This window comes from Dongia soli, assembly GCF_034044715.1.
Taxonomy (GTDB): domain Bacteria; phylum Pseudomonadota; class Alphaproteobacteria; order Dongiales; family Dongiaceae; genus Dongia_B; species Dongia_B soli.
Genome location: NZ_JAXCLW010000001.1, coordinates 839,027 through 857,484 on the forward strand (window position 1 = coordinate 839,027; position 18,458 = coordinate 857,484).

The 18,458-nt window shown below is 60.6% G+C and carries 15 protein-coding genes; 4 read left to right on the top strand and 11 right to left on the bottom strand.

Annotated elements, in window-relative coordinates:
- From SMD27_RS03740 to SMD27_RS03755, 4 genes are all read right to left on the bottom strand, one after another.
- The gene (locus SMD27_RS03740) at window positions 1–705 is read right to left on the bottom strand and encodes a YggS family pyridoxal phosphate-dependent enzyme (RefSeq protein ID WP_452094344.1); all 705 of its coding nucleotides are present in this window, start codon (window positions 703–705) and stop codon (window positions 1–3) included.
- A gap of 234 nt (window positions 706–939) precedes the next feature.
- Complete coding sequence (locus SMD27_RS03745) at window positions 940–2,214, bottom strand: porin (RefSeq protein ID WP_320506984.1); 1,275 nt, start codon at window positions 2,212–2,214, stop codon at window positions 940–942.
- A 318-nt stretch (window positions 2,215–2,532) separates the two neighbouring features.
- The gene (locus tag SMD27_RS03750) at window positions 2,533–3,669 is read right to left on the bottom strand and encodes a porin (RefSeq protein ID WP_320506985.1); all 1,137 of its coding nucleotides are present in this window, start codon (window positions 3,667–3,669) and stop codon (window positions 2,533–2,535) included.
- 418 nt (window positions 3,670–4,087) lie between these two features.
- On the bottom strand, window positions 4,088–4,921 hold the full coding sequence (locus SMD27_RS03755; protein ID WP_320506986.1) for a sulfotransferase domain-containing protein: 834 nt from the start codon (window positions 4,919–4,921) through the stop codon (window positions 4,088–4,090).
- 294 nt (window positions 4,922–5,215) lie between these two features.
- Between SMD27_RS03755 and SMD27_RS03760 the strand changes: the two genes are divergently transcribed.
- The 4 genes from SMD27_RS03760 (at window position 5,216) to holA (ending at window position 10,171) form a co-directional block, all read left to right on the top strand.
- Window positions 5,216–5,773, top strand: a complete 558-nt coding sequence (locus tag SMD27_RS03760) for a DUF3576 domain-containing protein (protein ID WP_320506987.1) — start codon at window positions 5,216–5,218, stop codon at window positions 5,771–5,773.
- 92 nt (window positions 5,774–5,865) lie between these two features.
- On the top strand, window positions 5,866–8,502 hold the full coding sequence (leuS, locus tag SMD27_RS03765; protein ID WP_379991207.1) for a leucine--tRNA ligase: 2,637 nt from the start codon (window positions 5,866–5,868) through the stop codon (window positions 8,500–8,502).
- Window positions 8,503–8,525: 23 nt separating this feature from the next.
- A complete protein-coding gene (gene lptE, locus SMD27_RS03770) occupies window positions 8,526–9,095 on the top strand; it encodes an LPS assembly lipoprotein LptE (RefSeq protein WP_320506989.1) in 570 nt (189 codons plus the stop codon).
- 32 nt (window positions 9,096–9,127) lie between these two features.
- Window positions 9,128–10,171, top strand: coding sequence for a DNA polymerase III subunit delta (holA, locus tag SMD27_RS03775; RefSeq protein ID WP_320506990.1), 1,044 nt, complete (start codon window positions 9,128–9,130; stop codon window positions 10,169–10,171).
- Window positions 10,172–10,175: 4 nt separating this feature from the next.
- Here holA and SMD27_RS03780 read toward each other — a convergent pair whose 3' ends face one another.
- The 7 genes from SMD27_RS03780 to mnmE form a co-directional block, all read right to left on the bottom strand.
- Window positions 10,176–10,670 (bottom strand): PAS domain-containing protein, encoded by a 495-nt coding sequence (locus SMD27_RS03780; RefSeq protein WP_320506991.1) that lies wholly within the window; start codon window positions 10,668–10,670, stop codon window positions 10,176–10,178.
- 6 nt (window positions 10,671–10,676) lie between these two features.
- Window positions 10,677–12,386, bottom strand: a complete 1,710-nt coding sequence (locus SMD27_RS03785) for a methyl-accepting chemotaxis protein (protein ID WP_320506992.1) — start codon at window positions 12,384–12,386, stop codon at window positions 10,677–10,679.
- A 141-nt stretch (window positions 12,387–12,527) separates the two neighbouring features.
- Complete coding sequence (locus SMD27_RS03790; RefSeq protein WP_320506993.1) at window positions 12,528–13,496, bottom strand: ParB/RepB/Spo0J family partition protein; 969 nt, start codon at window positions 13,494–13,496, stop codon at window positions 12,528–12,530.
- A 37-nt stretch (window positions 13,497–13,533) separates the two neighbouring features.
- On the bottom strand, window positions 13,534–14,325 hold the full coding sequence (locus tag SMD27_RS03795; protein ID WP_452094345.1) for a ParA family protein: 792 nt from the start codon (window positions 14,323–14,325) through the stop codon (window positions 13,534–13,536).
- Between the two features lie 50 nt (window positions 14,326–14,375).
- Window positions 14,376–15,044, bottom strand: a complete 669-nt coding sequence (rsmG, locus tag SMD27_RS03800) for a 16S rRNA (guanine(527)-N(7))-methyltransferase RsmG (protein WP_320507551.1) — start codon at window positions 15,042–15,044, stop codon at window positions 14,376–14,378.
- A 14-nt stretch (window positions 15,045–15,058) separates the two neighbouring features.
- Complete coding sequence (mnmG, locus tag SMD27_RS03805; RefSeq protein WP_320507552.1) at window positions 15,059–17,005, bottom strand: tRNA uridine-5-carboxymethylaminomethyl(34) synthesis enzyme MnmG; 1,947 nt, start codon at window positions 17,003–17,005, stop codon at window positions 15,059–15,061.
- Window positions 17,006–17,073: 68 nt separating this feature from the next.
- Window positions 17,074–18,438 (bottom strand): tRNA uridine-5-carboxymethylaminomethyl(34) synthesis GTPase MnmE, encoded by a 1,365-nt coding sequence (mnmE, locus tag SMD27_RS03810; protein WP_320506995.1) that lies wholly within the window; start codon window positions 18,436–18,438, stop codon window positions 17,074–17,076.
- Between the last annotated feature and the right edge of the window lie 20 nt (window positions 18,439–18,458).

Consider the following 18,458-nt stretch of genomic DNA (forward strand, 5'->3'; position numbering starts at 1 on the left):
TCAGCCCACTTTGCCGGAGGCTGGTTCTTGCAATGGTGGCCTGGCGCCGAAAATCGCCGTGCCGACACGGATATAGGTCGCGCCGAATTGGATGGCGAGCGTGTAATCGCCGCTCATGCCCATGCTGAGCTCCGGCAATTGATGACGACGGGCAATTTCGCGCAGCAGGGCAAAATGCGGTGCCGGATGCTGGTCGGCCGGCGGAATGCACATCAGGCCCCGAATTGGCAGGTTCAGCTCGTCGCGGCAATGGCGGATAAAAGCATCGGCATCGCGCGGCCCGATACCGGCCTTTTGCGGCTCTTCCCCGGTATTGACCTGAATGAGAAGATCCAGGCGCTTGCCCCGGCGGGCCATCTCATCAGCCAAAGCCACAGCGAGTTTTTCACGGTCCACGCTTTGAATGACGTCAAAAAGCGCGACGGCCTCCTTCACCTTATTGGTCTGCAATGGACCGATGAGGTGAAGATGCAGGCTTCGCTCCGCCGGCAGCGATGCGCGCAGCGGTGGAAATTTGCCGGCTGCCTCCTGCACGCGGTTTTCACCGAAGGTAACTTGGCCGGCGGCGATCGCTTCGGCAACCGCCTCGGCCGGATTGGTCTTCGAGACGGCGATCAACTTGATATCCGCCGGATCGCGGTGCCATTCGATAGCCGTCTGATGAATCTGGGCGCGGATTTCCGCAAGATTTTCGGCAATGCTCACGATAGCCCTATCTGAGAAGGGTGAGCGGGCCGTCGTGCAGGTCATGCCACCGGGAAGGCGCAGCGACAAGCGATCGGCCGGCTACATTGGCTCAATCGCATATCACGGTCGGAGGTGATGAAAAAGAGGCCTGTCTCACAGATGGATAGACAGCGTTGCCGCAAAGAGAAAGGGAGCGGCAAGCCGCTCCCTTTCCAATCAATCTCTTCAAAGACTGGTGTCTGACGACACAGCTTAGAAGTTGAACGCCGTACCGAGGCCGATACCAACCGAGTTGTAATTGTCGCCGTTGGTGTGGCCGCCATCCGCATTCGCCCAGACATACTGCAGCGTGGCATCGAGCGAGATGCCAGGGCCCATGTCGTAATTGCCGCTCAGAGCAACGGTGTTGACCCGGCGATCGTCGCTGGAATTGATGAACTCCCAGTCAGCATAGCTGTACTGCAGGCCGACGGTCCACGCGTCGATGTTGTAGGCCATGCCACCGCCGACAACCCAACCGTCGCCAGTTGAGCCGTCATCGAAGTGGGCAAAGTCGTTGTAGTATTCACCGGCGGCACCGATCGAGAAGCTACCGAAGGTCAGGTTCAAACCAGCCTGATAGTAGTCGTTCTTCTTGACGTCGCTGCCCTTGCCACCAGTCGACAAGGTCCAGCTGCCGCCCAAGCCGGCATTGATGCCCCAACCCTCGAAGTCACGGGTGAAGTTGGCATAGCCGTCAACGACGTTGCGCTGTTCGCCATCGACCGATTGCGGCATGCCGCTGTGGAAGTCGCTGACCTGCGTGAATTCATGACCACCATTCGGCGACCAGGAAACGCCGAGCTGGAAGCCACCGAAATTCGGGGTGATGTAAACGATCTTCTGCGAGCGGGTGGCGTCCGCGGGGATGCCAAGGCCGAAGCCGTCGACGCTGTTGCAGATACCGGCCGAATAACCAGCGTCTGCGAAGGCGTTGTTGATGATCTGGTCCTGCGAGAAGGCGCCGAAATTGGTGGTGCCGCCGACCGGGGTAACGCACAGCGCCATCAGAGCGCCGTTCTGCGAGCCGATGCGGAGTTCACCGAACCCGCCGGAGAAATAAGCGTAGGCGGCGTCGATCTGGTCGCCCTTCTGCTCAGCTTCCAACTCAACGCGGGCGCCGACGGTGATGCCGTTGTCCAGCGTGGTCTTGCCGAGGAAATAGATTTCGCCGTCGGAGAACACACCGGTGTTGTAGCGGTTGTCACCCAGATCGCCGTTGCCTTCGTCGTCGAAATTGGCCAGGACGGCGGTACGGAAGAAACCGCCCAACGACAACTTGATACCATCGGCGGCGAAAGCCGGGCTGGCCACGAGGCCGGCACCCAGCAGGGCCGATGTTCCCAGGAGAACTTTCTTCATCTCGAGATTCCCTAAGTTTGCGATTGCCACCGGCGCTTTGGCGCGCCGGATGCCCCTCGTTCGCAAGCCGGTCTGTTCAGCGGGTTTCACCGAGCAACTAGCACCGGTGACGGTGAAATCGACCAAACGGCCTTTAGGCCAGCGAACTGCGATAACTTTGCGGAAAGCCCGAAGAGTGTCAAACCAATTAAAGCAAATGCTGTGGCATTTTTCCCCGACTGTGGCAGTTTCGCCACAGGGAAAGAGTCTGCGCTGAATCATCAACTTGGCTAGAAATGCTCAAGTGATACCTGGGCTGGATAAGGATGATTTTGCCGGATTCCCCAGACGTTCGCATCGTTGTCGGAAGGGGATGTCTGAGGCCTGGGAACGGCTCCGCCGCGACTCGATTCGCGGGCCGTTAGGGAAGCGACCGGGCGAGTTTTCGCCCGGTCAACCCGGTCCTTAGAAATTGAAGGCCGTACCGAGGCCGAGGCCAAAGGAGTCGTAGCCACCATGGGCCGCGTCGCCTTTATCGCCGTCGGCCCAGGTATATTGCAGGGTGCCGTCCAGGCTGATGCCCGGGCCCATGGCGTATTTGCCGGTCAGGGCCATCGTGTTGGTCTTACGTTCGACATTGTCGTCGGTGTAATTGCCTTCATTATGGCTGTACTGCAGACCGACTGTGTAAGCGTCGATCTTATAGGCCACGCCGCCGCCGGCGACCCAGAAGTCGTCATGATAATCGGCCTTCTGGATGACGTTCTGCATGTATTCGAAACCACCGCCGATCGAGAAGTTGCCGAAGGTCAGATTGAGGCCGCTCTGATAGAACGCGCCCTTCTTTTGATTGTGGGCTGGATCGCCACCCATCGAGGTAGCCCAGGAGCCGCCGCCGCCCCACTGAACGCCCCAGCCGTCGAAGTCGCGGGTAAACATGGCATAGGCATCGACAATATTCCGCTGCTCGCCATCCATGGCGACCGGCATGCCGCTGTGGAAGTCGGTGACCTCGGACGATTCATGGCCACCATTCGGCGCCCAGGAAACGGCCAATTGGAAGCCACCGAAATTCGGCGTCATATAGACGAGCTTTTCGCTCTTATCCGAGCCGATCATGCCGTCAACGCTGCGGCAGATAGCGGCACGATTGTTCGGCACACCCTGATTGGCGTTGTTGATGACCTGGTTCTGCGTGAAGGCGCCGAAATTGGTGGTGCCGCCAACCGGCGTGACGCAGAAGCCGCCGAGCGCACCCGACAGCGTGCCGATGCGGAATTCACCGAAACCGCCCTGGAAGAAGGCATAAGCGGCGTCAATCTGGTCGTTCGCCTGCTCCGCTTCCAGTTCGACACGGGCGCCGACGGTGATGCCGTTATCCAGCTTCGTCTTGCCCGTGAAATAGATTTCACCATCGGAAAACACGCCGGTGTTGTATCGGCCATCACCCAGCTCGCCGTTGCCGGCGTCATCGAAATTTGCCAGGACAGCCGTGCGCATGAAGCCGCCGAGGCTCAGTTTAATGCCGTCGGCAGCAAAGGCGGGGCTTGCAAGCAAACCCGCCGTGAGCAGCGTGGTGCTGCCCAAAAGGACTTTCTTCATCGTGAGATTCCCCAGTTGTCGGTCGCAACCGAACCACGGATTCCGGCAGCTATCCCCTGTTATCGCCTAGCAGCGCCCGCTTCGGTGGGCCGGAACTTGTTAAAAATTGAAGCCAGTGTCAAAGCAGTTGATCGCCTAAATACGACAAGACGCCGGGGCTGTGGCTTTTTTGCAACTTTTTGTAATATATTGGAAATAAACGGTATTCCAAGCTTACGAAGCGGTGATTGTTACATATTTATGTCGCAATACCGCTAGTTTGCAAATCGCCGCGATGGAGGCACAGTTTGGGTCATATTACGAAGCTTGCGGTAGCGCCGATCTATGCGAGGCGCAACCAAGCAGAGCGGGCCGCCCCTTAAAAAGGGGCGGCCCGCTCTGCTTGGGAAGCGGCAATTTAGGAAAAGATCTGTCCCAGCTATTTCAGCGGCAGGTAGCCAAAGCGCTTCATTTGTTCTTTGTTGGCTGCGACAACCCGATCAACCTGGTCCTGGCTGAGGAGGTTTCTCCATTGTCCGGACTTACCGGCACGGAAAAACTTTTCCGCTTTCGCCGGCCGTTCCTGGAAACCTGATTTATCCTCCTGCGCCCGGAGCTTTTCGAAAGAGGAGTTTTTGATGGCGCGCATCAGTCGATCGGGGGTGGGCTTCAGGCCGAGAAATTTGGTGACTTTGCCAAAGGTCTGGCGCGGCTTTTCCAGCATATCTTCATACCGCACCGTCAGCATCCCGGGGACCACATGCGTGGTCCAGCTTGCGACATGCAGGTCCCAGCTTCGATGGACCTCGTAAACCATTTGGTCCGTATTGCGGGTGCCGTTATCCGTCCGGTTGATGATCTCCACCGCCTCGTCAAGATCGACGGAGTAGTGATGCGCCAGCGAAATCACGACATCCAAAGGGTTGCGGATGATATAGATCGATCCGGCGGTAAATTCCGGATAGATCATCGGCTTTCCCATATATTCAATGAGCGCATTGTGGGTCTTGACGAAGGTATCGTCCAACCGGAGGCTGCAGATGTAACGCTGCGCCTGCCAGCGCGTATTGGCGATGTCTCCGATCGTCCATTCCGTCCAGGGCTTGGTCAGAAACGGCTTATAGATATGCACGGTGGAATCACTGAACGAGAAATCCGTGATCTTATTGATGTCGTAGCCTTCCGGGGGATCGCGCAAAAGATTGTGAAGGAAAGCCCGCATCCAGGTATTGCCGGATTTCGGATAGCTGGCGAGCCAGATGATTTTACCCATTTTCCGTCCAATCCAATCCGATATCTTGGTCCGTCAAGCCACTCGATCTTCCTCTGAGCTGCGACCCGCACATGATCGGCTCAAGCGAGGCATTCGCGTGGATATCCCCGGTTTGAGCGCAGCCGGAAGATGAGAGACATGGCTCCCCTAACGCCAACCGCGCGCTTGACCTAAGCGCGTGATTTCGCGTACCTCTTTGGCCATATTTTGCCAAGGCGCGTCGCGCGGCAAAGAACCGGGGGGAAAACCGTGCCTGTTCGGCGTCTTATGGGTAAGCTTGGGAAAGCCGTCAATATGAATTTTCACTCCGGATTTAGCGCCAAGCGCTTACGACCGCTGGCGATATTGGCCCTCTTTGGCCTGGCCATCGCGGGCTGCAATGTCGATCTGGGCGGCGAGGAAAAATATCCGGTGCCGCGTCAGCCCGGCGATCAGGGCCCGGTATACAGTGATGCCGAACGCGGCAGCGTTTTTGGCGAAGGCGGGCTTTTCGGCGCCACCGGCCCGTCCAAGGAGGACGGAGCGACCGGCGGCATCGGCGTGAATAACCTGCTTTGGCGCGCCTCGCTGGATACGGTGTCTTTCATGCCGCTGGTCTCGGCGGACCCGTTCGGCGGTGTCATCATCACCGATTGGTATACGCCGCCGCAGACGCCGGACGAGCGTTTCAAGGTCAACGTGTATATCCTGGGGCGGGCGTTGCGCGCCGATGGCATCAGGGCTTCGGTTTTCCGCCAGCAAAACCAGGGTGGCCAATGGGTCGATGCGCCGGTCGCGCTCAATACCTCGACCGATCTTGAAAACGCTATCCTGACCAAAGCGCGCGAGCTGCGCCAGGCCAGCAAGCAATAATCACGCGAAGATCGGATCAGCTAATCCGATCTTGCCCGATGTCGGCCGGTTCGACCCGGCCGTCTTTTCTGGAACAGACAGGTCGCGGCGCGATGGCAGCCGCGGCCGTTATAGATTTGAAGCGCGATCGAGCGACGATGTCCCGTTACAATTTTCAGGAAACCGAAAAGAAGTGGCAAGCGGCCTGGACGGCGAAAGATTGCTTTGCCGCCGGCACCGACAAAACCAAGCCGAAATATTATGTGCTGGAGATGTTTCCCTATCCCTCGGGGCGCATCCATATGGGCCATGTGCGCAACTATACGATGGGCGATGTCGTCGCGCGCTATAAACGGGCACGCGGCTTCAATGTCCTGCATCCGATGGGCTGGGATGCTTTCGGTCTGCCGGCGGAAAACGCGGCGATCAGCCAGGGCGTGCATCCGGCCAAGTGGACCTATGAAAACATCGCGACGATGCGGGGCCAGCTCAAGGGGATGGGCCTGTCGCTCGACTGGTCGCGTGAAATTGCCACCTGCCATCCCGAATACTACCGCCATGAACAGCGGATGTTCCTGGAATTCCTCGAACGCGGCCTGGTCTATCGGAAGGAAAGCTGGGTCAACTGGGACCCGGTCGATCAGACCGTTCTCGCCAATGAACAGGTGATCGACGGGCGCGGCTGGCGTTCCGGCGCGCTGGTCGAGAAGCGCAAGCTCTCCCAGTGGTTCTTCAAGATCACCGATTACTCCGATGAATTGCTTTCCGCCCTGGACAGCCTGGATCGCTGGCCGGCCAAGGTGCGCATCATGCAGGAGAATTGGATCGGCAAGTCCCAAGGTGCCCGGCTATTCTTCAGCCTGACCGGCCGCAGCGACAAGCTGGAAGTCTTCACCACCCGCCCGGATACTTTATTCGGCGCGGCCTTCTGCGGCATCTCGCCAAACCATCCGCTGGCCGCCGAACTGGCTGCCAAGGATCCGGCGCTGGCCGAGTTCATCGCCGAATGCAACCGCATGGGCACCAGCGAGGCGACGCTGGAAGCGGCCGAGAAGAAGGGCTACGACACCGGCCTCAAGGCGCGGCATCCTTTCGTCGACGGTTGGGAGCTCCCGGTCTATGTCGCCAACTTCGTGCTGATGGAATATGGCACCGGCGCCATCTTCGGCTGCCCCGCCCATGACCAGCGCGACCTCGACTTTGCCAACAAATACAAGCTGCCGGTGAAGCCGGTGGTTTGCCCGCGCGACCAGGAGGCGGCGGTCTTCAAGATCACCGATACCGCCTTCACCGATGACGGGATCATTATCAATTCGGATTTTCTGAACGGTCTCGACGTGCCCGGCGCCAAGGCTGCGGCTGTCAAGCGGCTGGAGGAACTGGGTGCCGGCCAGGGGACCACGGTTTACCGGCTGCGCGACTGGGGGGTCAGCCGCCAGCGCTACTGGGGCTGTCCGATCCCGGTCATCCATTGCAATGCCTGCGGCATCGTGCCGGTCCCGAAGTCTGATCTGCCGGTCAAGCTGCCGGAGGATGTCACCTTCGATAAGCCCGGCAATCCACTGGAACACCATCCGACATGGAAGCATGTCGATTGTCCGGTATGCGGCAAGCCCGCCCGACGCGAAACCGATACCTTCGACACCTTCGTCGAAAGCAGCTGGTATTTCAGCCGTTTCTGCAGCCCGCGCAGCGACGCACCGGTGGATCGCAGCGAGGTCGATTACTGGCTCCCGGTCGACCAGTATATTGGCGGTATCGAGCATGCGGTGCTGCACCTGCTCTATTCACGCTTCTTCAACCGCGCCATGAAGGCCGTCGGTTATGTTGATTGTGACGAACCCTTCGCCGGTCTCTTCACCCAGGGCATGGTCTGCCACGAGACCTACAAGGATGCCGCCGGCAATTGGCTGTTGCCGCAGGACGTGAAGAAGGACGGCAGCCAGCTGGTCTCGGTCAAGGACGGCAGTCCGGTCACAGTGGGCCGCTCGGAAAAGATGTCGAAGTCGAAGAAAAACGTCGTCGATCCGAGCTACATCATCGAAACCTACGGCGCCGATACCGCGCGCTGGTTCATCATTTCCGACAGCCCGCCCGAGCGGGACATGGAATGGACCGAGGCCGGGGTCGAGGGTGCCTGGCGCTTTACCCAGCGCATCTGGCGCCTGGTCGATGGCTGGGTGACGGCGCATCCGGAGCTTGTCGGTATCGCAGGCCGGTCCGGCGCCAATGTGCCGGCTCACCTGCCGGCCGATGCCCTGGCTTTGCGCCGGACGGTGCACAAAACTGTCGCCGGCGTCACCGAGGATATTGAGAAGTTCCGGTTCAATCGCGCGGTCGCGCGGATTTATGAATTGGCCAATGCCCTGGGCGATGTCAAAGACACGGCCCTCGCCGATCACGGCGGTTTGGCCGTGCGCGCAGAAGCCTTGCGTGTTCTGGTTCTTCTTATCGCCCCTGCCATGCCACATCTGGCCGAGGAGCTGTGGGAGCGCTTGGGCCACACCGGATTGGTTGCCGACACGGCTTGGCCGGATATCGATCCGGCCTTGATCAGGGATGAGAGCGTCACGGTCGCCGTCCAGGTCAATGGCAAGCTGCGCGCCACATTGGAGCTGCCCCGCGATCTGGATAAGGCGGAGGCGGAAGGCCGGGCTTTAGGCGATGCCAATGTTCAGCGCGCCTTGGATGGCAAAACGCCGAAGAAGGTGGTTGTCGTTCCCAATCGTGTCATCAATGTCGTCATTTAACAACAGCACCGGGTGAGAACCTGATGAAGCCGAAAATCGAGCAGCCAGTTAATGCCCTGCGCCGGCGTTGCGTGACGGTCGCGGCAGCTTTGGTTTTTGGCAGCATCGCCCTCGCCGGATGCGGTTTCCGGCCGATGTATGGCGAGGCCGCCGGCGCCAATACGACGGGCGGCATCGCCGGGACCAAGCTGGCCCAGATCAGAATCGATCCGATTGCCGATCGCATCGGCCAGGAATTGCACAATCGTCTGCGCGATCGCATGAACCCCTCCGGCCAGCCGGATGTCGCCGCTTACTCTCTCAGCGTCACCCTCAGCCAGACCGAGCAGGAAATCGCCGGCGATACCGATGAAAACGTCCGACACAAGATTCTGAAGGTCACGGCGGTCTATTCGCTGATTCCCACCAAGGACGACAAGCAGCCTTTGCTCAATAATACCAGCTCGCGGATTTCGGTCAGCTTCGACACGCTGGATGATCCCTATAACGACATCGCCACCAAGGAAGATGCCGAGCGTCGCGCCGTCGAGCAATTGGCGGACATGATCACGACCCGCATTGCCGTCTACTTCACCAGCCATCCTGAAATTTGAACCGGCCGCCGGTTGAAGACCGATAATCGGCAATGAAGCTCGATCGCGGCCAGATCGATCGTTTCCTGAAGCAGCCCGACCAGCGCGTCGCGGCGGTGCTGATTTACGGCCCGGATAGCGGCATGGTGCGCGAGCGCGGCAGCCTTCTCACCCGCGCTGTCGCCGAAAGCCTCGACGATCCGTTTCGCGTCGTTGAGATGACCAACGATCAGGTGAAATCCGATCCCGTTCGCCTGATCGATGAAGCGCAGGCGATCGGCATGCTGGGCGGCCGCCGCGTGGTGCGGATCAGCGGCGCCAGCGACGCCATCAGCGACGCCGTCGAGAGTTTGCTCGAGCAGCACCGCAATTCCGAGCACAGCCTGGTCGTTGTGGAAGGCCACGAGCTTGCCAGCAAATCGAGCCTGCGCAAGTTGTTCGAGGCAAGCCCGCATGCGGCGGTGATCGCCTGTTATCACGATGAGGCGGAGAGCCTCGCCGGATTGGTGCGTGGCCAGCTACAGGAAGCCGGCTTCACCATCGCCCGGGACGCGCTCGATTATCTCAGCCAAAGTCTCGGCGGCGATCGCGGTGTGACGCGTTCGGAAATCGAGAAACTCATCCTCTATAAGGGCGACGATAAGAGCGAAGTCACGCTGGCGGATGCAATCGCCTGTATCGGTGATCGGGCAGCTTTCGCGCTTGATGATCTGATCGATGCGGTTTGTCTTGGCGATCTGAAAGCGCTCGACCGGCAGTTCGATCGCAACATCGTCGAGACACCACCGATCGTCATGCTGCGTTCTCTGGCGCGGCATTTCTTGCGCCTGCATCCGATCCTCGAACGACTGCGAGCCGGCGAAAAGGCCGAACAGGTCTATGCCAGCCAGCGCCCGCCTTTGCCCTGGCCTGTTCGCCAGCGCGTCGAACGTCATTGCCGGATCTGGTCGCCGGCGGCGCTCGGCCTTGCTTTACAGCAATTGATGGAAACCGAAGCGCTGACCATGCGTCAGCATGCTTTGGGTGCCGCGATTACCCGGCGCGGCTTGATCGAAATCGCCGCGACGGCAAGGCGGCTGCGGGAAAGAGCGCGCTGACCGCTCAAGATTTGAGAACGTCGCGCAGCACGGCGCGTGAACTGATGCCGTGATAGACTTCCATCGCCACGCATTTGTTCACCTGCCGGCCATCATCCGATAGCGGCCAAATGCCATATTCGAAAATGATCGGATGGCCGATCCGGCTCGCGAGATTTGCCCGGCCAAAATAAGGCTGATGTTGATCATGCACCCAGCGATAGGTGGCGGTGATCTCAGCAGCGGTCGGATAGCTCAGTTCGTCGAGATAATGGCCCGTCGCATTGCGATTATTGCGCTGCTGAACCGCCGTACCCACCAGGCGGTAATAGATGCGGAACGGTTCAGCCTCCAAATCCACCAGGATGAGATAAGGCAGCAGCTTGGTGATGTCTTCCGGTGCGATTTGCGCGCGGGACGGCATTTGCTGTTCGCCGCTTTTGCCGAGCCAATAGAGATGCATCTGCTGGATCGGCGCTGCGCGGATATCCGTGATCGCTTTGCTGGGCGGAATATTCAAATCGGCTCAGGCCATTCGGATCTGTTGCAAGAAGTCGTTCACATCATGACGCAATGCATGGGCTTGGCGGGAAAGAGCCCCGGCGGCATGCAGCACATCGGCGGCGGCGGCGCCGGTTTCTCCCGCCGCCTCGGTGACGCCGCCGACATTGTTGGCGACTTGCTGTGTCCCGTCGGCTGCCTGCTGCACATTGCGGGCAATTTCCTGCGTCGCCGCCCCCTGCTCTTCCACAGCGGCAGCGACAGTGGTGGCGATCTCGCTGATCTGATGAATGGTGGCGGTGATCTGCCGGATCGAGCTGACCGAATCCCGCGTCGCGGTTTGGATCTCCTGGATCTGGCTGGTGATCTCTTCGGTGGCGCGGGCGGTTTGCGTGGCGAGATTCTTCACCTCCGACGCAACGACGGCGAAACCCTTTCCTGCTTCGCCGGCACGGGCGGCTTCGATCGTCGCGTTCAAGGCGAGAAGATTGGTCTGGCCGGCGATGTCGTTAATCAGACGGACGACATCGCCGATGCGTTCCACGGCTTTGACCAAGCCTTGCACCTGCGTGTCGGTGTGGGAAGCGGTGGTGACGGCATTGCCGGTGATCTGATTCGATTGCGCGACCTGGCGGCTGATCTCGTGGATCGAAGTGGACAATTCGTCGCCAGCGGCAGCGACGGTCTGCACATTGGCGGAGGCCTCCTCCGTGGCGGCGGAGACGGCATTGGCCTGTTGCGCCGTCTTTTCGGCGATGGCCGTCATCGATTGCGCAGTCGCCTGCATCTCGGTTGCGGCGCCGGCGAGCTGTTCGAGCACGGCCGAGACCTTGTTGTCGAAATCGCGGATAAGCGCTTCGACGCGGACCTGGCGCGCCTCGCCCTCGGCCTGGCTCTGGGCGCGTTCAGCCTGCAGGCCTTCGTTCGCAATGCCGTTTTCTTTGAAGACGAGAACGGCACGCGCCATCTCGCCGATCTCGTCACGGCGCTTATCGTCGGTGATCAGCTGGCTGAAATCGCCATTGGCAAGCTTGGTCATGATACTGGTCAAATTCCGGATCGGACCGGCAATGAACCGCCGCGAGACCGCGAGCGCCATCATCAGGCCGAGGACGATGCCGGCGCCGATCACTGAACTCATCAGCACGATGCGCAACGAATAGAACGCTTCCAGATCCGCGCGAATGCTGCTGATCTGGTCCTGGTTGATTTTCGCCAGCTCTTCGATCTCGCTGCCGAAGGCCTTGCGATTGGCGCGGTTGGCATCATTGTCGCCAAACAGCCGCGCCTTGGCCGGATCTTCCTCGACGCCGAGCCGCGCAAGCTCGGTGCGGAACTTGATGAACTGATCGGCATCGGCCTGCGCCTTTTCGAAGACCGGCATATTGTCATCCGCCACCAGCACCCGCCAGGCCGCCATGGTCTTCCCGAGTTCGGCGAGATCCTCCAGCAGATTGGGCGCAAATTTTTTCGCTGCCTCGATATCCTTGGACATGTAGATGCCGCGCGATTCCATCACCACGGCATAGATGAGGGCATTGACCCGCTCCCCGTAGATAGAGCGATTGGCGGTCGCTTCCATCTCCTCGACCAGGGCCTGGGAGCGAAACAAGGTCTCCAGGGAGACCAGCCCAATCACGCCGGCCGTGGCGATCAGGATGCAGGTGACCAGGAGAACCTTCGTGCCGATCTTGAGATTGGTGAGCCAGGACATGCCCGTTCTTTGCAAAATCATCCGGGAGAATTACCCAAGGCGGCACTGTAGTTTTGAAAACTTAAAGCCCGATTAAGGCTGTTTCATTGGCTTTCCGACGAATTCAGGCGAGAGCATTTAACAGTGAGTTCCAAAGTACACTCACCGACAATACCTGCATTTTTAGCTGTTCAATTTGCCAATGATGTCGTCGAGCTGTTCCAGGCTGCGGTAATGCACCACGACCTGCCCGCCGGCGGCGCCATCGAAATCGATCTCCACCTTGAGGCCGAGACGATGGGATAGGTCCCGCTCCAAGGCCTTGGTATCGGCATCCTTCTCGGCCGCCGGCTTGGCGGATTGCAGGCCGCGCGGCGCGCCTTTCCCATTCGGCTTGTCGACCGTGCCCGGCTTATGCGCCTGGGCGAGCGCCTCGGTCTGGCGGACGTTCAGCCCCTCGTCCACGACCTGCTGCGCCAGCGCGACCGGATCATCGGCCTTGATCAAGGCGCGGGCATGGCCGACGGTCAGCTTGCCATCCGCCAGCAACTTGCGCACCGGTTCCGGCAGATCCAGCAGGCGAAGCATATTGGCGATATGCGGCCGGCTCTTGCCGATGCGTTCGGCAAGCTGCTCCTGGGTGTATTTGAATTCCGCCATCAGGCGGTCATAGCCCTGGGCTTCTTCCAGCGGCGAGAGGTCCTGGCGCTGGACGTTTTCGATGATGGCGATTTCCAGCACTTCACGATCGCCGAGCGCGCGGAAGACGATCGGCACCTGATGAAGTTGTGCCAGCTGGGCGGCACGCCAGCGCCGTTCGCCGGCGACGATCTCGAACTGGCCCTTATGCTGCGGATGGTCGCGCACGAGGATGGGCTGCAGGACGCCGTTTTCCCGGATCGACTGCGCGAGGTTTTCCAGCAATTCCTCATCGAAGACATGGCGGGGCTGGAACTTGCCCGGATGCAAAAATTCGATCGGCGCATGGCGCTGCACATTGCCGGCACCCGACGGCGTTCCCGCCGTCGCTGCGCCGGCGGATGACGATGCTTCAGCAGCGGCAGGCGCATTACCGGTCTTCACCGGCACCTCGTCGCCACCCAGGAGCGCCGACAAACCCCGACCCAAACCGATATGCTTTTTCGCGGCCATCCCGCCCTACTCCTTCAACGATAATGATCCGACGACATCAAGCGACAGCGTCGGCCGCGCCTGCCAGCGAGCGGCCGACCAGGCCCTGCTCGCGTTTCAGCACTTCACTGGCGAGATGGACATAGGCCTGGCTGCCGGCGCAGCGAATGTCATAGAGCAAAGCGGGCTTGCCATGGCTCGGCGCTTCGGCGATGCGGATGTTGCGGGGAATGGCGGTTTCATAGACCTTCAAACCGAAGAAGGCGCGCACATCGGCGGCCACCTGTTCATTGAGGCCGGAGCGGCGGTCATACATGGTGAGAACGACGCCCTGAATTTCCAGCACCGGATTGAGCACCTTCTTCACGCGCTCCACGGTCTTGATGAGCTGGCTCAATCCTTCGAGCGCATAAAACTCGCATTGCAGCGGCACCAGCACGCAATCAGCCGCCACCATGGCATTCAAGGTCAGGAGCGTCAGCGAGGGCGGACAGTCGATAAGAATAAAATCATAATCAAGCTTCGCCTGAGCTAGGGCATCGCGCAGGCGGAATTCCCGGCGGTCGAGATCGATCAGCTCGATCTCCGCCCCAGCCAGATCCGGCGAGGTCGGCACGATCGACATATTCGGGACGAGGGTCTTCTTGGTAGCATCGGCGATGCTGGCGCCATCGATCAGGATCTCATACGACCCGGTTGCACGGTCGGCGCGCTCGATGCCAAGGCCGGTCGAGGCGTTGCCCTGGGGGTCCATGTCGATGATCAGCACCTGCTTGCCACAGGCAGCCAAGGCAGTGGCGAGATTGACCGCCGTGGTGGTCTTTCCCACCCCGCCTTTCTGATTTGCCACCGCTATGATTCGCGGTTGCCGTGAAGTCGATGTCTCGCGCGCGGGCTCGGTCACGATACTGTCCGTCGATTTAGATTGCAGAGTTTGAGGATGGTCCCGGGTGGCTCGCCGCCAGCATTAGCCATACTGGGATAGCGCTCCACCACCATTGTCCAGTGCTTGGCGGCAGCGGTCAATTCTTCATCGACCTTGGCCCCCTTCAGCAGCAGAAAAACAGTCTCCGGCGTGGCGAAAGGCACACAATGAGCCAAAAGATCGTCCAAACCGGCACAAGCTCTAGCGGTGATGATGGCGGAAGGCCAGGCGGCCAGGGCATCGAATCGCTTGGCGTGGACCGCGACTCGGTCACCGACCCCGATGGCCTGGGCAGCCTCCCGCAGGAAGGCGCATTTGCGGAGATCGGAATCGATGAGATGCACCTTGCGGCCGGTCATTGCCGCAAGCACCAGACCGGGGAAACCGGCGCCACTGCCGAAGTCCGTTAGGACGCCATCCTTATTGGGCAAGAGCGGCAGGAGTTGAGCCGAATCCAGCATATGGCGCCGCCAGAGATCCGGCAGGGTTGCCGGACCCACCAGATTGATGGCTTTCTGCCATTTCACCAGCAAGGCGGCATAGGTTTCCAGGCGCTCTCGCCACAAACCCGATGTTTCACGTGAAACATCGGGAAGGAGACCTTGGATTTCCGAGATGAATTGATCCGGCCCGAAATTGGTCATGCGCGGGTGGGTGGTCATGCGCTGATCTTGTCGCCTTCCGTTTGCTGGGGCTCCGCCTGCTGTTGCTGCGGGCGGCGGCGAACATAGCGTAAGAGGATGGTCAAGGCCGCCGGCGTGACGCCGGAAATACGGCCCGCGGCGCCTAAGGTGGCGGGCCGGGCTGCCTTCAGCTTTTCCCGCACTTCTGCCGACAGCGAGGGAACAGCTTCGTAATCGAGATCGGCCGGCAGCAGCAGCGCCTCGTCGCGGCGAAAGGCATGGATATCCGCCTCCTGCCGCTTCAGATAGCCGGCATAGCGGCCATCGATTTCCATCTGTTCGGCAATCGCCGGGCTGAGACCCTGCAATTCCGGCCAGATCCCAGCGAGACGCGGTAAATCGATATCGGGATAGACCAGAAGATCCAAGGCGGAGCGGCGCACGCCGTCTTGATTGATATTGAGCCCCCGCCGCGCCAGTTCTGTCGGCGTCGCGGTCAAGCCCTGCATCAATGCTCGGGCAGCGGCGATCTTTTCCATCTTTTCCCGGAAAACCGCGGCCCGTTCGGCCCCAACACAGCCAAGAGCAATGCCTTTTTCGGTCAGGCGCTGATCCGCGTTGTCCTGGCGGAGCCTGAGCCGGTATTCGGCGCGGCTGGTGAACATGCGGTAGGGTTCCGATGTTCCACGTGAAACAAGATCGTCGATCATCACGCCAATATAGGCATCGGCCCGGTCCAGGCTGAACGGCGTTTCCAGAAGCCCGGCTGAATCCAGAACGGCGCCCCCTGCCCCCAGACGGCCCGCCCGCTCGGCGGCATTGAGTCCCGCCATCAGCCCCTGCGCCGCCGCTTCCTCATATCCGGTCGTGCCGTTGATCTGTCCGGCGAAAAACAGGCCGGGCACTCGCCGGGTTTCCAAGGCCGGCGTCAATTCGCGCGGATCCACGAAATCATATTCGATGGCATAGCCGGGCCGCAGCATGACGGCCTTTTCGAGGCCCGGGATGATTTTCAGGATACCCGCCTGAACATCGGCCGGCAGCGAGGTGGAAATGCCGTTGGGATAGACCGTGTGATCATCCAGGCCCTCCGGCTCAAGAAAGATCTGGTGTCGGTCCTTGTCAGCGAAACGCACCACCTTGTCCTCAATCGAGGGGCAGTAACGCGGGCCGGTACTCTCGATCTGGCCGGAATACATCGGCGCGCGGTGCAAATTGGCCCGGATCAGATCGTGAGCCGGCCTCCCGGTATAGGTGATGCCGCAGGCGATCTGCGGTGTGGTGATCGTCTCGGTCAAATAGGACATCGGCACCGGCGGATTGTCCCCCGGCTGCATATCCAGACCGTCCCAATCGATGGTCCGGCCATCGAGACGCGGCGGCGTGCCAGTCTTCAGCCGGCCCAGCGGAAAGCCCAGGCGAGCCAGGGTTTCCGATAGATGGACCGACGGCGCCTCTCCCACGCGGCCCGCGGGAATGCGTTCTTCACCGCAATGAATGAGGCCGCGCAGGAATGTCCCTGTGGTCAGAACCACCGCGCCGCAGCCGATCCGCTCGCCGCCCTCGGTAACAATACCGGCGATACGCCCGGATTCATCCAGCAGAATGTCGTCGACCGCCGCGCCTTTGATCGACAGGTTCGGCTGCTCAGCCAAGAGATCTTGGATGGCCTGACGATAGAGTTTGCGGTCGGCCTGGGCACGGGGTCCCCGCACGGCCGGGCCCTTCGATTGATTGAGCATGCGGAACTGGATGCCGCCGCGATCAATGGCCCGCGCCATGATCCCGTCCAGCGCATCGATTTCCCGGACCAGGTGGCCCTTGGCCAAGCCGCCGATCGCGGGATTGCAGGACATCTCACCGATCTTGGCCGGATCATGGGTGATCAAGAGGGTCCGGGCCCCACAGCGCGCCGCAGCCGCGGCTGCCTCGGCACCGGCATGGCCGCCGCCGACCACCACCACATCGAACCGGTCGTTTATTTCCATCGTCATCGTCATTGTTTCACGTGAAACATCCGCGCGGGATTCCCAATGCGGACGGTCTAGGCCTATTTACCTATACAAAACTCTCTAAAGATCCGATCCAGGATCTCTTCCACATCGACCCGGCCCGTGATCTCGCCCAAGGCCTGGACCGCCAGCCGCAAATCTTCGCCCTTCAATTCCGGCAATTCGGCATCCATGCCGCGCAGCAAAGCGGCCTGGCACCGTTCGAGCGCCGCCCGATGCCGTTCGCGGGTCAGGGCGGGCGCGGTGCCCAAAGCCAAGCGCGCACCAGCGACCGTACCCAAGGCCTCGACCAATTGCTCGATCCCGGCGCCGGTCAAGGCAGATACGGCAAGCACAGGATGGCCGGCAATTTCGTGCGGCATAGCGGGGCCGGAGGAACCTTTCGCCAAATCGGCCTTGTTCAACACCAGAAGGGCATCATCGTCAATCAGCTTGGCGGTCTCAGCGTCGACCAACGGCCGTTCGGTGCCCAAGGCCGTGCCGTCCAATACCAGCAATTTGAGATCCGCCGCCGCAGCCCGGTCGAAAGCACGCTTCACGCCTTCCGCTTCAATGGCATCGACGGTTTCCCGCAAGCCCGCCGTATCGGCCAAAGTAACCGGATAGCCGCCAAGATCGAGATGAAGCTCGATGACATCGCGCGTCGTTCCCGCCTGGGCTGAGACGATGGCCGCCTCGCGGCGGGCTAGGCGATTGAGCAGGCTGGACTTGCCGGCATTGGGTGCGCCGAGGATCGCAATCGAAAGACCATCGCGCAGACGCTCGCCGCGCCGGCCGTCATCGAGATGCAGGCCAATCGCCTCTTCGGCGGCCGCCATGGCGTGATCGACGGCAGGAATGAGATCGGGCGGCAAATCTTCGTCAGGGAAATCAATCGCAGCTTCCAGCCGCGCCAGGGCATTTACCAGCTTTTCGCGCCAGCCCTCATAGAGCCGGGACAAAGCTCCGCCCGCTTGACGCATCGCCTGGCGGCGCTGCGCCTCCGTCTCGGCGGCAATCAGATCGGCGAGGCCCTCCACTTCGGTCAGGTCCAGCTTGCCGTTATCAAAGGCGCGGCGGGTGAATTCACCGGGCCCGGCCAAGGCCAGACCGTAGGTGTTTTTCAACTCACGGGCGAGCGCGGAGAGGACTGCTATACTGCCATGAATATGCAGCTCGACCAGATCCTCGCCGGTGAAACTCGCGGGCCCGGGAAACCATATGACGAGGGCATCGTCAATGGGTTCGGCGCCGAGACCGTCAGCGCTCCATAAGGTTCGCCGAACGGCGCGTCGCGGTGCCGGCAGAGGCGACTTCGTCAACTTTGCCAACACACGCGAAGATTGTGGGCCGGAAATGCGGAAAACGGCGATACCAGCCCGGCCGGGCGCCGTCGCTTGAGCAAAGATCGTAGAGACAGCCATTTTCGCCTCGCAAGGCGAGA